At 70.1% G+C, this 16,456-nt stretch carries 10 protein-coding genes and 1 pseudogene; 6 read left to right on the forward strand and 5 right to left on the reverse strand.

Annotation, left to right across the window (positions count from 1 at the left end):
* Positions 1-26: 26 nt before the first annotated feature.
* Positions 27-929, reverse strand: coding sequence for a sigma-70 family RNA polymerase sigma factor (locus tag ABZ374_RS12640; RefSeq protein WP_360309983.1), 903 nt, complete (start codon positions 927-929; stop codon positions 27-29).
* Positions 930-1,329: 400 nt separating this feature from the next.
* Here ABZ374_RS12640 and ABZ374_RS12645 point away from each other — a divergent pair, with 400 nt between their 5' ends.
* Positions 1,330-2,676: an FAD-dependent oxidoreductase gene (locus ABZ374_RS12645; protein WP_360309985.1), complete on the forward strand. Its 1,347-nt coding sequence runs from the start codon at positions 1,330-1,332 to the stop codon at positions 2,674-2,676.
* 787 nt (positions 2,677-3,463) lie between these two features.
* On the opposite strand, the gene ABZ374_RS12650 is transcribed toward ABZ374_RS12645, so the two are convergent.
* Both ABZ374_RS12650 and ABZ374_RS12655 read right to left on the reverse strand, forming a co-directional pair.
* Entirely contained in the window at positions 3,464-5,194 is a 1,731-nt protein-coding gene (locus ABZ374_RS12650) for an FAD-binding protein (RefSeq protein ID WP_360309987.1), read from the reverse strand.
* Between the two features lie 141 nt (positions 5,195-5,335).
* A complete protein-coding gene (locus ABZ374_RS12655) occupies positions 5,336-6,232 on the reverse strand; it encodes an RNA polymerase sigma-70 factor (RefSeq protein ID WP_360309989.1) in 897 nt (298 codons plus the stop codon).
* Positions 6,233-6,586: 354 nt separating this feature from the next.
* On the opposite strand from ABZ374_RS12655, the gene ABZ374_RS12660 reads away from it, so the two are divergent.
* Positions 6,587-6,973 carry a cupin domain-containing protein gene (locus ABZ374_RS12660; protein ID WP_360310168.1) on the forward strand — a complete coding sequence of 129 codons (387 nt, stop codon included), beginning with the start codon at positions 6,587-6,589 and terminating at the stop codon, positions 6,971-6,973.
* Positions 6,974-7,128: 155 nt separating this feature from the next.
* Here ABZ374_RS12660 and ABZ374_RS12665 read toward each other — a convergent pair whose 3' ends face one another.
* Positions 7,129-7,602, reverse strand: a complete 474-nt coding sequence (locus ABZ374_RS12665) for a carboxymuconolactone decarboxylase family protein (RefSeq protein WP_360309991.1) — start codon at positions 7,600-7,602, stop codon at positions 7,129-7,131.
* A gap of 282 nt (positions 7,603-7,884) precedes the next feature.
* Here ABZ374_RS12665 and ABZ374_RS12670 point away from each other — a divergent pair, with 282 nt between their 5' ends.
* Positions 7,885-8,835: an alpha/beta hydrolase gene (locus tag ABZ374_RS12670; RefSeq protein WP_360309993.1), complete on the forward strand. Its 951-nt coding sequence runs from the start codon at positions 7,885-7,887 to the stop codon at positions 8,833-8,835.
* Positions 8,836-9,170: 335 nt separating this feature from the next.
* Positions 9,171-9,977, forward strand: a complete 807-nt coding sequence (locus ABZ374_RS12675; protein ID WP_360309995.1) for an alpha/beta hydrolase — start codon at positions 9,171-9,173, stop codon at positions 9,975-9,977.
* Positions 9,978-10,127: 150 nt separating this feature from the next.
* Here the strand turns inward: ABZ374_RS12675 and ABZ374_RS12680 are convergent, their stop codons facing one another.
* Positions 10,128-12,929 carry an AAA family ATPase gene (locus ABZ374_RS12680; protein ID WP_360309997.1) on the reverse strand — a complete coding sequence of 934 codons (2,802 nt, stop codon included), beginning with the start codon at positions 12,927-12,929 and terminating at the stop codon, positions 10,128-10,130.
* A gap of 605 nt (positions 12,930-13,534) precedes the next feature.
* Here ABZ374_RS12680 and ABZ374_RS12685 point away from each other — a divergent pair.
* Complete coding sequence (locus tag ABZ374_RS12685; RefSeq protein ID WP_360309999.1) at positions 13,535-14,746, forward strand: PP2C family protein-serine/threonine phosphatase; 1,212 nt, start codon at positions 13,535-13,537, stop codon at positions 14,744-14,746.
* Between the two features lie 713 nt (positions 14,747-15,459).
* Positions 15,460-16,122: pseudogene (locus tag ABZ374_RS12690) on the forward strand (sigma-70 family RNA polymerase sigma factor); the annotation flags it as partial.
* Between the last annotated feature and the right edge of the window lie 334 nt (positions 16,123-16,456).

Genomic DNA, 16,456 nt, shown 5'->3' on the forward strand with positions numbered 1-16,456 from the left:
CCGCAGGTCAGAGGGTCGGACCCGCTTCAGTCCGGGTCTTCCCCATGATGCACCAGCGTCCGGGCAGCGGTGCGGGCGGCTCGGACATCCGGCGGGAAGGGTGTCCGGGAGCGCGGGGCTGCTCCCCTCGATGGCACGGGCCCCGAGGGGGTTTCATGGCTCGTCGGGGTGCGGAGCCCCTGAAACAAACCGATGAGGCGCGCCATGTTGCCGGTGCGAGCCGCGTCGAGGAAGGCCTCCAACAGCCCGTCCAGCTCTGCGGGATCGACCGGGCGATGCCGTCGTCGGGCAAGATGCCCGCGCGCGCGGAACGCAAGTTGCCGGGCGTTTCCTTCGCTGAGGCCGAGGAGGTCGGCTATTTCGCGGAACGGGTACGCGAAAGCCTCCCGAAGTATGTACACCGCACGTTCGACCGGGGGCAGCCGTTCCATCAGCAACCGCAAGGCACTTGCGAGCGCCTCCCGGCGTTCCGCGCCCGGCGCCGGATCCACGGACCACGGCGCGTGCGTCGGACTTCGGAACTCGACGCTGACCTCGTGTCGGGCCCACGCCGAGGTCGCCGCGTTGAGCGCCGCATGGGCGGTGACGGTGGCGAGGAACGCCGCACGGTCCCGCACCCGGGCCGGGTCCACTCGCTGCCAGCGGAGCCACACGTCCTGGACCACGTCCTCGGCGTCGGCGGCACGACCGAGGTAGCGGTAGGCGATCCCGAGAAGCCGCGAACGGACACTTTCGAAGTCCGCGTCCGCATGCGGTCCCGGGCCGACCCTCGCCGCCGCGTTCTCCGGTACGTCTTCGGTCGACGAGTGTGACTCCGATACGACATCGATGCCGGACAGGCACACGACGATCTCCCCGCTTTCGATGGTCCGGAGCGCCGGGGGAACAGCTGATCGCCCGAAAAGGCGCCCCGGCTCGGCTCCACCCACCGTCGTCCCCGGCGGGCCCCGGGCGCGCCCGGGGAGACCCGGGTGTATGCCCGGGGGTGCCCCCGGGCCCATTCCCGTGCCCCGGCGTTCCTGCGGTCGGCCGCGCACGGGACGACCGCGCGGATCCCGGGTCCGCGCAGCCGGTGATCCCCGGGCGGCGCCCCGCACACCGGCACCGTGCGACTCGGCGGCACCGTCGCCGAGCATCCTCGGGCGAAGCCGCCGGCGGATCGCATCGAGCGCCGGGAACGGCTTGCCCACGGGCTCGGCGTACGCCTCGTGCACGGCGACGGAGCGTGGCGCGGACAGCAGCACGGCACGGACGACAACGTCGGACGGTGTCACAACCAGCGGTGCCGTCCTGTCTCTACGGGTGCAACCTAGAGGAACAGAGGACACCGTGCGGGAGATCTTGATCGTCGGCGGCGGTTACGCGGGCTTCTACACCGCGTGGGGCCTGACGCGGAAGTTGGGTCGGGACGAGGCACGTGTCACCGTGGTGGACCCGCGCCCGTACATGACGTATCAGCCGTTTCTGCCCGAGGTCTTGGCCGGGTCGGTGGAGGCCCGGCACGCGGCGGTCTCGCTCCGGCGGCACCTGCGTCGCGCCCGGCTGATCGCGGGAACGGTGACGGAGATCCGCAACAGCGCGCGGACCGTGACCGTTCGACCGGAGACAGGACCGGAGTACGAGCTGGCCTACGACATCCTCGTGGTCACCGCGGGGGCGGTCACCCGGACGTTTCCCATCCCGGGTATCAGCGAGGAGGCATTCGGGCTGAAGCATGTCGAAGAGGCCGTGGCCATTCGTGACCGGCTGCTGGCCTCGTTCGATGTCGCGGCGACACTGCCTCGCGGTCCCGAGCGACGCAGGCTCCTCACCGTCACGTTCGTGGGTGGGGGATTCTCCGGCGTGGAGGGGTTCGGCGAGTTGTTGTCCCTGGCGACCGCGCTGCTCGGGCACTACCCGGAACTCGACGCGGAGGAGCTGGACTTCCACCTGGTGGAGGCGCGTGGCCGGATTCTTCCCGAGGTCGGTGACGGGCCCGGGGCGTGGGTCGTACGCGCGTTGGAGAAGCGCGGAGCGCGGGTGCACCTGAACACGCAACTGGTCTCCGCCGTGGGCGGACATGTCGTGCTGTCGAACGGGGAGCAACTCGATTCGGGCCTGATCGTGTGGGCGGCGGGGAACGCGCCCAATCCCGTCGTTCGCAACCACACGGATCTTCCGGTCGACGAGCGCGGTCTGCTCGTCGTACGGGCGGATCTTCGCGTGGGCACGGAGTCGGAGGCGGTGGCCGACGTGTGGGCCGCCGGCGATGACGCCGCGGTACCCGATCTCGCGGTGGGGCAGCCGGGAGCGCACACGGTTCCCAACGCCCAGCACGCGGTTCGACAGGGCAAGCTTCTGGCGAAGAACATCGTGGCGACGCTGCGGGGGCGGCCCACCCGCAACTACGTCCACCACAGTCTGGGCGTGGTGGCCACGCTGGGGCTCGGCCGGGGCATCTTCCAGTACCGCCGCCTGGTCATCAAGGGCTTCCCGGCCTGGCTCATGCACCGCGGGTATCACGTGCTCGCCATTCCGACCTGGGAACGCAAGGTCCGGGTGCTCGCCGTCTGGATCACCGCGACCCTCTACGGACGGGACATCGTCTCCCTCGCCGCGGTGCAGCGCCCCCGGGAGGCATTCGTGTCCGAGGGAAACCCACGGCACGGCGAGCCGGTTGACGCCCCGACGCGGTGAGCCGGCCGCCTCGCCGCCGGCCGATCGCCCGGCGCGGGTCCTGCGGCGGCGCTTCAGGACCCCCTGGCGCGGCGACGCCCGTGTGATCCACGAAGCGGAGCAGGGACCCGGGTGAGTCGGTGAGTCGCCAACAAGCCGCGGCCGACCACCGGACCGCGGGCACGTACGCGGACGCCGCACCGGTTCGCGCTCGCCGTGGCCCCGAGACCGGGCGCCTCCGCCTTCCAGGGCCCGCTTCGGAGGCGGGCGGCCTCCCGGCGTGCTCTTGACCGACTGCGGCGCAGTCCGGGCACCTTCGGCCGGCGGCATGTGCGCGGTTGGAGTATCGCGCCGTGCCCGGATGTGGTGCTGCTCGTTGTCGGGTGTGCACGTTCCCGGCTGACGACAAGGAGAAGTCTGTCTCCGTTCGCTATTTCTCGGCCCGTTTGGTGCCGGCTGCGGTGCTGAGTGTGTTTGCCGTCCTGGGGGTGGCCGGTACCGCCCAGGCGGATAACGCTGCGGGGCCTGTCGAAACCACATGAAGCGGGTCCCGCAGCCCGCGCCCGGAGGTTCCGGACCGGGCGACCGTCCGCTCGGGTGAGGACGGTGGCCCGGTGGCGACGTCGTTCTCGGGACCGGGGCGGACGGCGTCCGACAGTCGGCACCACGGGGTGTGGCCGATTGCAGGGCGGCGACGAACGACTGCGGCCGGACCTCGGTCGCCACCTCGTGGGATGGGGATCCGGTGGAGGGCGTCGGATACGGTGCGCGCCGGCACGAGTCGCCGTCCTCGTCGTCGGTGCGTGGGCTATTCGGCGAGTTTTCCGTCGGTGGAGATCGCCTCCATCAGGGCGGCGATCTCGTCGGGAATGGGCGGGATGCTTTCGTGGGCGATCCCGGTGGTGGGGGACCACACGAGGTTCACTCGGAAGGCGGGATCGCTGTCCGGGTAGTCGCCGCGGTTGTGGCAGCCGCGGGTCTCGCGGCGTTCGAGCGCCGCTTCGAGGGTGGCCCGAGCCGCGAGGGCGGCCGACTTGAGGTCGAAGGCGTGTGCGAGGTCCTGGTAGCCGGCGATGTCGGGGTGGATGCCCACGTTCTCCATGCGCTTCTCGATGGCTTCGAGTTCCGTGAGCCCGGTGCGCAGCCCCTGCTCGTCGCGGAGGACGCCCGCGTGTTCCGTCATGGTGTTGCGGATGGCGCGCTGCAGAGCCCGGACGTTCTCGGGGCCGTCGGCGGCGAGCAGATCGTCGATCTCGGCGCGGGCCTGGGCGAGCGCCGCTGCCGAACGTGGTTGTGCGGTCAGGGCCCGGGAGTAGTCGGCGGCCGCCTGTGCGGTGATCCGGCCGTAGACCAGCAGTTCCACGAGGCTGTTGCCGCCGAGCCGGTTGGCCCCGTGGAGTCCGCTGGCCGCCTCGCCGATGGCGTAGAGGCCGCGTACGTCGGTGCTGTGGTCCTCGGGGCGGACCCAGACCCCGCCCATCGAGTAGTGGGCGGTGGGCGCGACCTCGATGGGATCACGCGTGATGTCCAGCATCTGCAGTTCCAGCAGCGTCTGGTAGACGCGGGGGAGGCGGCTCATGATCGTTTGGCGTGGGAGGTGGGAGACGTCGAGCCAGACACCACCGTTGGGTGTGCCGCGGCCCTCCTTGATCTCGGTGTAGGCGGCCAGGGCGACCCGGTCGCGCGTGGACAGTTCCATGCGGGTGGGGTCGTAGCGCTTCATGAATCGTTCGCCCAGGCCGTTGCGCAGGATGCCGCCCTCGCCGCGGGCGGCCTCGCTGACCAGCGTGCCGGCCGCGTTCTCCGGCTCGATGATGCCCGAGGGGTGGAACTGGACCAGTTCGGGATCGCGCAGCCGCGCACCGGCGTCGACGGCGAGCCGGAAGGAGTCGCCGGTGTTCTCGTCGCGGCGTGACGACGTGCGCCGCCAGATCCGGGTGTGACCGCCGGCTGCGAGGATCACCGCGTCGGCATGGACGAGGTAGCGGGTTCCGGTGCCGAGGTCGAAGCCGTACGCACCGAACACGGCACCGTCGTGTACCAGGAGCCGGGTGATGTACACGGTGTCGAGCATGGGGATGTCCAGTTGATTCGCACGCCGGATGAGGGTGCGTTGGATCTCCAGGCCGGTGTAGTCACCGGCGAAGGCGGTGCGCCGGAACTTGTGTGCGCCGAAGAAGCGTTGGGAGATGCGGCCGTCCTGTTCCCTGGCGAAGGCCATGCCGTAGCGCTCGAGGTCGTCGATGCCCCGGGCCGCGCCCCGGGTGACGATCTCGGTGGTGCGAGGATCGCCGAGCAGGTAGCTCTCCTTGAGGGTGTCGGCGGCGTGTTGTTGCCAACTGTCCTCGGGATCCATGGTGGCCAGCGCGGCGTTGATCCCGCCGGCGGCGAGGGACGTGTGGGCGTCTTCCTTGGGGCGTTTGCCGACCGCGAGGACGTCGAGCCCGGCCTCTGCCAGCTCGATCGCCGCTCGCAGCCCGGCGCCGCCGGTCCCGATCACCAGGACCGCGGTGGAGAGGCGCTTTTCGGTGGCGGCCACGATTGCTCCGATCAATGGGGGTCATTGATTACGACCGGGCCGCTCGGGTATTTGTGACACTTCGGTTCGCGAACTGCGGTGGATTGTTCGGGGAAGCAGGCCGTCCGGCGGCCCGGCGTGGATGGCGAGGACGAACGGCGTTCAACTGCTCAGCGATGCCAGGTAAGGCGACAGCTTGGCCGGGTTCATCACCCACATGATCCGGTCGATCCCCTCGGCGGACACATCGACGCAAAGGAGGGCCACGGCGTCCCCACCGGACGAGACGACGACGGCGGGACGACCGTTGGCCTCGACCCACCGCACCTCCGACCGGGGCCAGAACCGGGGGGCGAAGGCCACGAGGTATTTGGAGACGTGCAGGCGTCCGACAACCGGGATCCTCGACGCGCCGCGTAGTCCTCCGCCGTCGGTGTAGCTGACGACATCCGCAGCGAGCACCTTCTCCAGCGCCGCCAGATCACCCCGTTGCGCGGCGGCGAGGAACACTTCCAGGAGACGGCGGTGATCCGTCGTGCTGACGGGTTCCCTGCGCTCGGCAGCCAGGTGTTTGCGCCCGCGGCTCACCAGTTGACGGGCGTTGACCTCACTCGTCTCCAAAATGCCCGCGATCTGCGCGTAGGGGTAGTTGAAGGCTTCCCGCAGGACGTAGGCGGCACGTTCCATCGGGTTCAGCTTCTCCAACAGGAAGAGCACCGCCAGTTCGAGGGCCTCGGCCCGTTCGGCACCCACCTGCGGATCCGTGCCGGTGTTGATCGGCTCGGGAAGCCACGAACCGACGTAGGACTCCCGTCGGGCCCTCGCGGACTGGGCCAGGTTGATGGCCAGACGGGCGGTGACCGTGGTCAGGAAGGCCGTCGGCTCCACGATGTGAGTGCGGTCCGCGTTCTGCCACCGCACCCACGTCTCCTGGAGGATGTCCTCGGCTTCCACGGTGCTTCCGAGCACCCGGTAGGCGACACCGAAGAGCTGCGGGCGCGCCGCGAGGAAGTCCCTCGCCGCCTCGTCGAGGGAATCGGCGTCGGCCCCAGCGTGCATTCCTGTCCCCTTCGGCTTGGCGACGCCATGCTACAAGCCGGTCCGAAACAGTGCTTCTGCGGTGTACACGCCGAGTTGTCACGAGGCGACCATCCGCCGACGCCCGTTCGCCGGTCCGTGCCGGGTGCGGCTGACGCGGCGGACACCCCACGGATCGGGGGCGAACATCTCTGTCACAGACCCGAGGGTTACCCGGTCATCACTGCGAACGGCCATGGACGCCGGGCGCGATGACGCCTCCGGCAGATGGCGTGACCGCCCCATGCAGCGGCGGACCTACGGAAAGGTGGCGACACAGTGTCGGAGCAGGACTCGGCGCACGTGCACGGGAAGCATGCAGGATCGCAGGGCTGGATGACGGCGGCGAAGATGTTGCAGGACGCCTCGCCGATCACCGTCCCCGAGGGCGCCTCGGCGATGACGATCCAGGTCGACTGGGAACCCGGAGATCCGGGGACTCCTCCGCATCGTCACTCGGGACCGGCGTTCGGCTACGTTGTCGAGGGCGCGGTCCGGTTCGAGCTGGAGGGCGAGCCCGAGCGTGTGGTCGAGGCCGGCGGGACGTTCTGGGAGCCGGGCGGCGATGCGATCCACTACCAGGACGGCAACGCGCTGACGGATGCGCGTACCCGGTTCGTGGTCACCATGATGTGCGCGCCCGGAAAGCCCATGCTCGAACTGGTCGACCCGGAGGAGTTGGAGCAGCGGGCCCACCTGCGCGCCCCGCGGCCCACCGCCTGACCCGTCCGACCCGTCCGACCCGTCGAGGATGTACCGAATCCGTGTGCCGACATCTCGCGTGCAAGGCACGGTCGGTCGCGGCGGACGCGGGAAAGTCCGTCTCCCGGCCCAGGGCCGGGAGACGGACGGCCGGATCCGGCGGTGTGCCGGGTGGCTCAGCCGAACTGGCCGGGCTGGTAGTCCCCGGCGGGCTGCTGGTTGAGGATGTTGATGCGGTTGTAGGCGTTGATGACGGCGATGAGCGAGATGAGCGCGACGAGCTGGTCCTCGTCGAAGTGCTTGGCGGCGTTCGCCCAGGCCTCGTCCGCGGCGCCGCCGGCCGCGTCCGCGATGCGGGTGCCCTGTTCCGCCAGTTCCAGCGCGGCGCGCTCGGCCTCGGTGAACACCGTGGCCTCCCGCCAGGCTGCCACCAGGTTGAGGCGCTGCTGGGTCTCTCCGGCGTGGGCGGCGTCCTTGGTGTGCATGTCGGTGCAGAAACCGCAGCCGTTGATCTGGCTGGCGCGAATCTTCACCAACTCCTGCGTCGTGCCGGGCAGGGTCGAGTCCGACAGCACCTTGTTGGCAGAGTTGATGTGCTTCAGCACCTTGCCGGCAAGGGAGTTGCCGAAGTAGTCGAGACGCGCATTCATGATGTGATCTCCTCGCCGTTTTTCGGATACGTGCTACTGACCGGGCGACCACGGCATCTGTGACAGAAGCACGGGTGTGACGTGGAACTCATCCCCCGCGGACCCTGCCGAGTCCGGTCGCTGCTCGGCTGCCGGCGTGAAGATGCCGGACGGTTCGGTGGTGACCGGTGGAATCGACGCCGCGTCGCACCGAGCGGGGCCGTCCGTGTCACACCTTTCATGGGTCGGCTGTCTTGAGGGGTGAAGGCAGTACACATCTTCACTCACACCAGGAGCTGAGCCGTGAACGATCCGGTACTCGAATCCGCTGCTCGGGGACTCGCGGACGCGACCGCCAATCCGCCGTTCCTGTACGAGCTGGGTGCGGAGGGCGCGCGGAAGGTCCTCGACGATCTGCAGGCGGCACCCGTCGAGAAGCCCGACGTGGAGGAGAAATGGATAACCGTGCCGGCCGAGGTCGGCGACGTGCGGGTGCGCGTGGTCAGGCCCGTCGGTGTCGAGGGTTCGCTTCCGGTCGTTCTGTATGTGCACGGCGGCGGGTGGGTCATCGGCAACGCGGGTACGCACGATCGCCTCGTGCGTGAACTGGCCGTCGGTGCACGGGCGTCCGTGGTGTTCGTGGAGTACGACCGCTCCCCGGAGGCCAAGTATCCGGTGGCGATCGAGCAGGCGTACGCGACCGCCCGGTGGATCACGGCCAACGGTGACCGGGAGGGGCTGGACGCCGCGCGCCTGGCGGTGGCCGGGGACTCGGTGGGCGGGAACATGGCGGCCGCGTTGACGATCATGGCCAAGCGACGGGGCGACGTGTCCTTCGTACATCAGTCGCTGTACTACCCGGTGACGGATGCGGGCCAGGACACCGCGAGTTATCGGGAGTTCGCCGACGGGCCGTACCTGACCGCGAAGGCGATGGCCTGGTTCTGGGACTGCTACACCACGGATCCGGCCGAACGCGCCGAGATCACCGCGTCTCCGCTGCGGGCGGATACGAAGGACCTGGAAGGGCTCCCGCCCGCGCTCGTCCTCGTCGACGAGAACGACGTCCTGCGTGACGAGGGTGAGGCGTACGCCCGCAAGCTGATCCGGGCCGGCGTCCCGACCACCAGCATCCGCTACAACGCCACGTTGCACGACTTCATGATGTTGAACCCGCTTCGGTCCACGGGGGCCACCACCGCTGCGATGCAGCAAGCCGTCAGCACGCTTCGCGTCGCGCTGCAGACCGGCTGAGGTCCGCCGCCCGCGCGATACCGCAGGCCCAAGGCCGCGGAAAGGGCTCCTCGTTCGGGAGCCTCGTCATCCGGGGCGGGGACCGGCTCACGGCCTCGACCCCCTGCGGGAGCGCGCGTCGGGTGAGACCCGGCGCGCGTCGCCCCTCGGCCCTGCCGCGACGTGCGGTCCGGGAGCCCAACGGGCCCGCCACGGACCGGTGTTCGCGGTACATCTCCTTCCTGCCCGCCGGTTGTGTCCGTGTCTGATCGGACGCGACTGGTTCGGTTCACGACTCGAAAGGTTCTGTGATGAAACGTTCTCGTTCCCGAGGTGCCCGTTCCGCACTCTCCGTGATGGCCATGGTCACGGTGGCCGCGTCCGTTCTTGCGGTGTCGGTGTCGCCGGCGAGCGCGGAGAGAGAGGATTCCACCTCCCTCGCCTCGTCGAAGCGCAAGCCGACGGTGGTTCTGGTCCATGGTGCGTTCGCCGACTCCAGTAGTTGGAACGGGGTGGTGGCGAGGTTGCGGCGGGAGGGCTATCCGGTGGTGGCTGCGGCCAATCCGCTGCGTGGGCTGAGCAGCGACTCCGCGTATCTGAAGGAGGTACTGGCCGGAATCGAGGGGCCGGTGGTGTTGGCCGGTCACTCGTATGGCGGGTCGGTCATCAGCAACGCCTCATCCGGTGCGCGGAACGTGAAGGCGCTGGTCTATATCGCGGCCTTCCTCCCGGAGCGGGGGGAGAGCGCGGTCGAGTTGTCGGGGAAGTTCCCGGGCAGCACGCTCGGTGAGGCGCTGCGTCCGGTTCCGGTCACGCTGCCCAACGGGACGGCGGGTACGGATCTGTACATCGAGCAGGGGAAGTTCCGCAATCAGTTCGCGGCGGATGTCGCGAAGGGTACGGCAGATGTCATGGCAGTGACCCAGCGCCCGGTGACCAGTGCCGCGTTGGAGGAGGGTGCCTCCGAGCCGGGTTGGAAGACGATTCCGTCGTGGGTGCTGGTTACCGAGCAGGACCGCAACATCCCGCCCGAGGCCCAGCGTTACATGGCCGAACGGGCGGGGGCGCACATGGTGAGTGTGCGTGCGTCGCACGCGGTGAGTGTGTCGCGTCCCGACGAGGTGGCGCGGGTCATCGAGAGCGCGGCGCGCCCGGTTCGCTGACCGGCGGACGGACCCGGAGGGCGAGATGGCGACACCGCCATCCGCCCTCCGGCGGGCACGAACGTGACGCACAAGGACCGAACGAGCCGATGGTCGCACCAAGCCCATGAGGTGTCGGGCCCGCGAAGCGTGGTCGGCCCGCATCGGTTCTCAGCGCCCCGGCCTCCCGGCGCTCCCGGCCGGAGGGCCCGCGAGGGCATCCGGCAGTGCACGACGTGAGTTGATTCCGAGCTTGGAGTACACCTTCCGCAGGTGCCACTCCACGGTATGGGGGCTGATGAAGAGTTCCGCGCCGATTTTCGCGTTCGTCATGCCGTCGGCGGCGAGCCCGGCGACCTGTGACTCCTGGGGGGTGAGGGCACTCGTCGGCTTGCTCTCCCGCGCCCTGACGTGCTCGCCGGTGGCGAGCAACTCGCGGCGGGCTCGTTCGGTGAAGGCGTGTGCCCGCATTCCGTCGAACATCTCGTGAGCTGTGCGAAGGTGCTCTCGGGCCTGCGTTCGGCGGTGATTGCGGCGCAGCCACTCGCCGTACAGCAGGTGGGTGCGCGCCACCTCCACGGTCACACCGCCGCGGCCGAACTCCTCGATCGCGGTCCGGTACAGCCTGTCGGCATCGTCACCGTCGCTGAGAAGAGCCCGGCTGCGGCTGCCGGCACCATGGGCCCACCCCGAATCGGTGGCGCGGGTGAGTTCCAGCAGCCGGGCCAGCGAGGCGCGGGCCTGATCGAGTTCGCCGCACCGGGTCGCGGCCTCGACGTGCTCGACCAGCGACAGGCCGGTGAAGTTGAACCCGTCGTGCTCGATGCCCGTGCGAGCGGCCTCCAACGCCTCCTCGTAGCGTGCCAAGCCGTTGAACAGCACCCCTTGGATGTAGCCCATGGCGCCCAGCAGGGACACTTCGCCTCGTTGGTCGGCCCTTTGCTTGGCTTCCTCGATGATGGCGGCGGCGACGTCCGCCTCGCCTTGCCAAGCGGCCAGTACGAGGGTCGCGTACTTGTGCGGGGCGTGGCCGCTCGCGTCGGCGAGCGCGTCGGCTTCGCCGATCATCCTGGTCGCCTTGGCGAAGTCGCCGTAGTGGATGTGCACCCCACCGGCGTAGATGAGGGCGGGTGGCAGCGCGCCCAGGGCTCCGACGTCGCGGGCCAGGCGCACCGCGCGACTCGACAGCGTGTCCCACGCGTGCAGGTCCCAGGCGTAGTGAATGAACGCCTCCAGCGCGACCGGCACCAGCAGCAGCCAGCGCATGGTCGACTCCCGGGTGCCGAGCTCCTCGTGCGCGAGCAGCTCCAGCGCGTCGCGCAGGGCCGGGATGCCGGACTCGGATCCGTCCGTGAGGAGCGCCGCCACACCATCCAGGAGCAGGTCGGCGGCCTTGGAGTTCGACGGGGGCGCTCCGGAACCGCGGGCGGCGATCGCGGCGGCGCGGGCACCCGCGGGACCGTGGACCCGGCCCGCGAAGATGGTCGCGCTGATCGCTTCCAGGTAGGTTTCCCGCGCCAGGGGCGACCCGGCGGCGGTGAACTGGGCCGCCGCTTCGAGGAGGAGCGGTGCCGCCTCGTCGCTGCGGCTGCGGGCGAACAGGATCCGGGCCCGCAACCGTGCCAGGCGTGCACGGTCCAGGGCGCTCAGAGGACACAGTTCGGCCAGCGTCGCGAGCTCCGTCGCGCGGTTGGGCGCGGCGGCCGAGAAGTGCGCCTCGGCGGCCGCGAGGGCTCGGCGCCCCTTCGGCCACCGCTCCGGCGTCATCTCGGCCGCGCGTTCCAGCAGTACCGCCTCGGCCGCGATGCCGCCGCGTTGCCGCGCGCGGTCGGCGGCTCGCTCCAGCCCCGCGGCGACCTCCTCGTCCGGCCCGTCGGCAGCCTGGGCGGCGTGCCACGCTCGCCGGTCGGGGTCCAGGACCGGGTCCGTGGCCTCGGCCAACGCCCGGTGCACGGCGCGGCGTTCCTTGGGCTCGGCTCCGTGGTAGACCGCCGAGCGGACCAACGGGTGTCGGAACCGAACGGACTCGCCGAACTCGATCAGGCCGGCCGCCTTGGCCGGCGCGGCATCGGTGGTGATCTCGAGAGAGGCGGCTGCGCGGAGCAACAGGCGTGCGTCACCGACCGGTTCCGCCGCGGCGATCAGCAGCAGCGTCCGAGTCGCAGCCGGCAGCGAGCCGAGCCGGCTGATGAAGTCCCGTTCGACACGGCTCGCGACCGGCACCCGGATGTTCGGATACGCCGACGAGTCCAGGCCGTAGGCCAACTCGGCGGCGCTGCGGCCTCGGGAGAATTCGAGCAGGGCGAGCGGGTTGCCGTGCATCTCGGCCACGAACCGGTCCCGGACCCGCTTCTCGAGTTGTCCGCCGACGGTGGCCTCCAGGAGTTCGCCCGCCGCGGTGGTGTCGAGACCGCCGGTCTGCAGCGCCGGCAGACCGTTGAGTGCGGTCCGCCCCTCGGGGTCGCGTACCGCGAAGGCCATCGCGACCGCCTCGGCGAGCAGCCGTCGGGCCACGAACTCCAGGGTCTGCAGGGACACCTGGTCCAGCCACTGGGCGTCGTCGACCAGGACGAGCACGGGTCGCGTCTCGGAGGCCCGGGTGAGCAGAGTAAGCACGGCGAGACCGACCAGGAAGCGGTCGGGCGGGTCGCCGGCCGCCATTCCGAACGCCACACGGAGGGCGTCGCGTTGGGGCGCCGGCAGATTTTCGAGCTCGCCCAGGAACGGCGCACACAGTTGGTGCAGGCTCGCGTAGGGCAGCTCCATATCCGCCTCGATGCCATGCGCCCGGGCCACGTTCACCCTGGACGCCTGCGCCGCCAGGTATTCCAGAAGCACCGACTTCCCGATGCCGGCTTCGCCACGGACCACCAGCACTCGGGATCCGCCTTCGCGCAGGCCGATCAGCAGCTCGTCGAGCACCGCGCACTCGCGATGCCGGCCGACCAGGTCCGGAAGTGGACTGGCGATCATGCGACATGGCTCCTTGGGGAAATCGGGAAAGGATGTCTTCCACAACGGTTGGAACGGTCATTGCCACGATATCCGAGACGGTGTCGGCACCTTGTGATCGAATGTTGTGAGGGATTCCACGTCGGGAAATGCCGGGAGAGTGTCACGTTCGGCCGGGCTATTCGGTCTCCCACTGCCGACGAGCTCGTCCGCCCGCCGTCGTCGGATACCGGCTCGCCACATCCGTGCTCGTGGCGGGGGCCGGCGGGCAGGCAGCCGAGCGACCGTCGAGGTCGCCGGGTCCGGTGTCGCGGTGGGTCGACGCGATCGAGGGCCGCGTGCGGAACGTGGGAGCGCACGCCGACATCGGCCGCTTCCAGGACCTCGCCTATGCCGGTGACGTACCCGCCGCCGGTCCGGCGGCGCACCCCGTGGTCTCCGAAAGTGTGCCCATGGCCTGCCTGTCACACTTCCCGCGCCCGACCGGTCTGAGCATAGGACGATCAGGAGGGGCACGCGTCGGCGACGAACGCCGGGGGACGGACAGCACTCACCTGCCAACGGAAAGCCTTGACATGACGAGCGTATTCTCAGTGCCGGCCGCGCGTGACTCACATCGACACAGGATGGAGTTTCGGGAAGATGCGGCGACGAAAGAGAATTCTCTTTTTCGTGACCTCACCGTGCTCCTGATTTCGGAGGACGAGGAAGAGGGTTTCCGTATATGCGATTTGCTGCCGATTCCATTCGTTCGGTCGATGGTGTGGCACAGGAACGCCGGCGAAGCAGGGCCCTTCCTCACCGCCTGCCGCGGGCCCATGTGTGTGCTGGTGGGTCGTTCCCCTTCCGGGACGAGGGCGGCCGAGATCGCCCGCCGGCTGCGCCGATCGGCCCCGCACGCGGCCGTTGTCGTTCTCGCCGACGCCGCATCGGCTGCGGCGATAGGACCGGGTGACGGCGCGGCGCACGCCTATGTCGACCGACGACGTGTCGACCCGGAGGGACTGCGCGGTGCCATCCGGCTCGCTCTGCGGAGAAGGCACATGGAGGCGGCCACGGCCATGAGAGAGGGCAATGCGCAGATCGTTGGCGATTCACTCGTACTGGAGCGGGGTCTGCTTCCTGCGCCGGCTCTCCGGGGGAATGATTTCTCCGCGGCCACACGATACGAGCCGAGGCGCGCCCACGCGCTGTTGGGCGGCGACTTCTATGATGTGGTGCAAATCGAGGATTCCAGCGTCCACGTCATCCTGGGGGATGTCTCGGGGCACGGGGCTGCCGAGGCCGCCCTGGCGGTGCAGTTGCGGGTGGCCTGGCGAGCCGCCCTGCTCTGCGGAAAGACACAGCTTGAGCAACTGGGGCTGCTCGAAAGGATATTGACCGGCGAAAGGCCGGACAGCGAAACGTACGCCACCGTCATTTCCTTGGTGTTTCCCGCCGGGGGCGGCGCCGTGCGGGTGGTCAGCGCCGGGCACCCCGGCCTTCTCCTGCGGCGGGCCGGGGAGTTGCGATGGGTGGAGCCACGAACGGGAACGGCGCTGGGGATCTTTCCCGGGCAGGCGGACTGGTCGGAGACCGAGCTGGAGCTTGGTCCGCTGGACCGTGTGGTCGTCTTCACCGATGGCCTCTTCGAGGGTAGGACCGAGCCGTCCGCACGGCTCGGCGAGGAGGGACTTCTGCGCCTGGCGACCCACTACTCCCATCTGCCGTCCCAGGAGTTCGTCGACGCGCTGGTGCGCGGCGTCGCCTCCATGGCGGCTCCCTTCGGAGGACTGGCGGACGATGTGGCCGTCCTTCAACTCGGCTGGAATCCGCCCGCGTCACCGCTGGGGCGCTGAGCGCGAACGGTGCCTCCCCGGAGCGTCGACGCCGACGTAGTGCGGGCTCCGACGACGTTCGGCCGCCGCGCGGAACGGCTCGGCGGTTCGCCCCACGAACGCGGCAGCCGCCGCGACGTCCCGCGCGCCTGAGCCCGGCCGGCCGAACGCCGGATTCCCGCCCCCGCGCCCCGATGGTGATCGGCCCGGCGGCCTGGGACGGCGAGGCGGCGGCCCCGGCGATCATCGCCTTCACCGGGACCTGGGACGTCCCGGCCAAGGCCCACGCCTGAAAGCGCCGGTGGATGGTTGGCCAAGGCCCGTACGCCCGTACCGCTCGGGCGAGTCCCGGCACGGACCGCCCTTCGGCATTGCCACATCACCCCGTCGAGGCAGCCCCGCAACCGCCCGGGAGACGGGCCACGCTCCCAGATCGGGAGGACCGGCGGGCGGGTGGCGCCGACGGGCCGAGCTGCGAACCGTGCATTCGCGCGTGAGTGGGCCCGGGGGCCGCAGCCCCCCTGGTTCACCCCGGGGTGACCAGGGGGTGGACCAGGCATTCCCCAGGGTCCCGCGGAGCGGGCGATCGACGAGTGTGAAGACAGCCAGTTCGGCGGATGTCGTGGCCGCTCCGTCGGCGGTCCGAGGTCGTTGCCTCCGGGGGTGTCCGCCCGATTTCCCACGGTCGCGCGAGCCGTCGCATCCATACCCGCAGGATCGGAGACAGCAGGCTCATGCATTCCGAGTCGTCCCTCATCGAGGGCACATTGGACGAGGCCGTTGCCGTGTTCTTGGAGTTGCGTCCGCGCCTGTTCGGTATCGCGTACCGGATGCTGGGCAGCGCGGCGGAGGCGGAGGACGTGGTCCAGGAGGTGTGGCTGCGGTGGCAGCGGGCCGACCGCTCGGTGGTGGTCAGCCCCGCGGCGTTCCTCTCCAGCGCCACCACCCGCCTCGCCATCAACGTGGCCCAGTCCGCCCGGGTCCGCCGCGAGACCTACATCGGGCCCTGGCTCCCCGAACCCGTCGACACCAGCGGCGACCCTGCGGCCGGCGCCGTACGGGCCGAAGCCCTCGAACTCGCCCTGCTCCTCGTCCTGGAGAAGCTGGCTCCCACCGAGCGCGCGGTGTACGTCCTGCGTGAGGCCTTCGACTACGCCTACACGGACATCGCGGACATGCTCCGACTCAGCGTCGTCAACGTACGAAAGATCCTGAGCCGAGCCCGTAAGCATCTGCTGGGGGAACAGCGCGAGGACGTCGACGCGGTCGAGCACCGCCACCTGTTCGAAGCCTTCGTCTCGGCGGCACGCACGGGGGACATCGCCTCCCTGGAGGAGCTTCTCACCCCCGACGGCGTCGGCCTGCCCTCTGCTTCCGGCGTGCGGGCATCCCGCCGAACCGCGGTGCTGCCGGGATGACTCCGCCGAGCGAGCGGGGCTCGTGCGGGCGGTGGCCGGCCGACGCCGACCGCCGGGTCGCTGCGGCCGGCGTCCGGTTGTCGTCGTCGCCGGGATCCCGGATCGGGCCCGGGCGACGACGAGGGAGCCGGGCGACGACGAGGGACCTGGATCATTCCCGCGCCATCGTCTATAAGTGTATCCACAACGCTAAATGAGGCGGCGTGCGGCGCCGTCCGGCCCGGAACGCGCCGCCTCGGAGGAGCCCACATGGTCCAGGACCCGGACGAGGCACCCGTCACGCGGGGGTCGTCCGGAGCGGACCGGGGCCCGA

Source organism: Embleya sp. NPDC005971 (assembly GCF_040629175.1).
GTDB lineage: Bacteria > Actinomycetota > Actinomycetes > Streptomycetales > Streptomycetaceae > Embleya.

What these genes read in the sequence shown, in the direction of transcription:
- ABZ374_RS12655 (WP_360309989.1), bottom strand. Translation starts at nt 6,232, where the DNA reads ATGCACGCTGGGGCCGACGCCGATTCCCTCGACGAGGCGGCGAGGGAC.
- ABZ374_RS12660 (WP_360310168.1), top strand. Translation starts at nt 6,587, where the DNA reads ATGACGGCGGCGAAGATGTTGCAGGACGCCTCGCCGATCACCGTCCCC.
- ABZ374_RS12665 (WP_360309991.1), bottom strand. Translation starts at nt 7,602, where the DNA reads ATGAATGCGCGTCTCGACTACTTCGGCAACTCCCTTGCCGGCAAGGTG.
- ABZ374_RS12675 (WP_360309995.1), top strand. Translation starts at nt 9,171, where the DNA reads ATGGCCATGGTCACGGTGGCCGCGTCCGTTCTTGCGGTGTCGGTGTCG.
- ABZ374_RS12680 (WP_360309997.1), bottom strand. Translation starts at nt 12,929, where the DNA reads ATGATCGCCAGTCCACTTCCGGACCTGGTCGGCCGGCATCGCGAGTGC.
- ABZ374_RS12685 (WP_360309999.1), top strand. Translation starts at nt 13,535, where the DNA reads ATGGAGTTTCGGGAAGATGCGGCGACGAAAGAGAATTCTCTTTTTCGT.